At 62.9% G+C, this 1,827-nt stretch carries 3 protein-coding genes; 2 read left to right on the top strand and 1 reads right to left on the bottom strand.

Annotation, left to right across the window (positions count from 1 at the left end):
• A partial coding sequence (locus EOA24_RS36505; RefSeq protein WP_133374830.1) for a hypothetical protein occupies positions 1 to 231 on the bottom strand: 231 nt, incomplete at its 3' end.
• Between the two features lie 336 nt (positions 232 to 567).
• Between EOA24_RS36505 and EOA24_RS36500 the strand changes: the two genes are divergently transcribed.
• Both EOA24_RS36500 and EOA24_RS36495 read left to right on the top strand, forming a co-directional pair.
• A complete protein-coding gene (locus tag EOA24_RS36500) occupies positions 568 to 777 on the top strand; it encodes a DUF680 domain-containing protein (RefSeq protein ID WP_126078282.1) in 210 nt (69 codons plus the stop codon).
• 218 nt (positions 778 to 995) lie between these two features.
• The coding region (locus EOA24_RS36495; protein WP_133374829.1) for an MBL fold metallo-hydrolase at positions 996 to 1,827 on the top strand (832 nt) is incomplete at its 3' end.

Raw genomic sequence — 1,827 nt, 5'->3', positions numbered from 1 at the left:
GGTCGTCACCGCCGAAGCAAGGCCCTGCACCAGCTGCAGGTTGCCGTTTATGTTTCCCTCGAGCTTGGCGCGGATGATGTTGACCTTGGCGAGCACGTCGGCGCGCAACAGCTGGTCGGAGACTTTTCTGTTTTGCTGATCGACGAAGAGCGCGCAGATCGCAAGCACGAACACAGCGATCGCCGCCGGCAAGTTGGCGGAAGAGAAAACGGCCTGTCTGATACGGCCGATATTGAAACCAGTCCCGGTCAATTCGACACGAATACCTTTCGCGGACAGAAATCCATCGGTTGAAGCTAGCAGGAAGTGCTTAAATTTAAACTTCCGGACCGGCTTCAAGTTGCGTCACTGGCAGCTTGGCAGGTTATTTTCAGCCCAAAAGCTGGAGCGATGCTTAACGCCGGCTAACTGGCCGCGGCTTCCCGTTTCATCCGGACGGGTCGCGATTTGTATCGCGCCCTGAAAAGATTCTCCGCCCCCCGGGAATAAAGCCCGAACCTTCCGGGTCTTGGCTGTAGCGAGGCCATCCTCCCAAGGCACGCATCAACCAACCCGGAGAATACGCATATGAACAAGATCGCCCTCACCGCAGTCGCCATCCTCCTTGCCACCGGCGGCGCCTTTGCCGGCAGCGACCACTTCTCCGCGGCCGCCCAGCACGCAGCCGCCGTCGACACCACCACCACTGCTTCCATCGTGAAGCTGGACCGTCACGACATGAAGCCGGCGGCCAAGATCGCTGCGGATGAGCCTGGCCAGGGCATCTGGGGTCGCTGAGCTAGGAGCTTGGGGCTGAACGTCCCGATCCGGGCGGGGAAGGCACGCCTCGCAGGGCTCGGAGCCGAAGTCCCGATCTCCCCTGTGCCGGTCGGTCTTTCAGTCGGACCGGCCGGCACCGGCTTCCGCAGCCGGCGGAGGGTCGCACCGGGCCCTCCGCCAATCTCTCATACCGCCTGAAACCTGACGCAACCCGCAGCCACTAGAGGAGATTTCTGATGTTCAACATGACACGCCGCATGGTGCTCGGATCAGCCGCCGCCGCTGCCGCCTTCGGCATTGCCGGCAAGCTCGAATTCGCGCCCGCGGCCCACGCCGAAACCCCGGTCGAGCCGCTGGTCGGCTTCTACAAATACAAGGTCGGCTCGCTCGAGGTCACCGCCGTCTATGACGGCATTTGGCGCAAGCCCCACGACCCGGCCTTCATCAAGGACGTCTCGGTCGACGACACCAAGGCGGCACTCGCCAAGGCAGGATTGACCACCGACTTCATGCCGATTCCGCTCACCGTCGTGGTGCTCAAGATGAACGGCCGCACCATCATGATGGACGCCGGTTCCGGCGTCGGCCAGTGGCAGGCCAACGCCACGCATCTGCCGGCCAACATGAAGGCCGCGGGCATCGACTACAAGGCGATCGACACCATTCTGATCTCGCATTTCCATCCGGACCATGTCTGGGGCCTGATGGAGAAGGGCACCAACGATCCGGTGTTCCCCAATGCCGAGCTGATCGTCAACGCCACCGAATACAATTGGTGGACGGATCCGAGCCGCCTCGCCAAGCTGCCCGAGGGCCGCAAGCCGGCGGGCAAGCGCATCGCCGAGAATTTTCCGAAATGGAAGAACTGGAAGCTGGTCGACGATGGCGCGGAAGTGGTGCCCGGCATCCGCCTCATGGCGGCGCCCGGCCATACGCCTGGCCATTCGGTCTACCATGTCGATGCCGGCGCCGAGCAATTCCTCGTCTCGGCCGACACCATGTACGTGCCGGCGCTGCTTGCCCCGCATCCCGAATGGCAGGGCGCCTACGACCAGGACGGTCCGACGG

The organism is Mesorhizobium sp. M2A.F.Ca.ET.039.01.1.1 (assembly GCF_003998035.1).
Taxonomy (GTDB): domain Bacteria; phylum Pseudomonadota; class Alphaproteobacteria; order Rhizobiales; family Rhizobiaceae; genus Mesorhizobium.
Note: the sequence above shows the minus strand (reverse complement) of the source record. Positions and strands in the feature narration are given on the sequence as shown.

Excerpts from the sequence above, each read along its gene's own strand:
- EOA24_RS36500 (WP_126078282.1), top strand. The coding sequence starts at position 568 with ATGAACAAGATCGCCCTCACCGCAGTCGCCATCCTCCTTGCCACCGGC.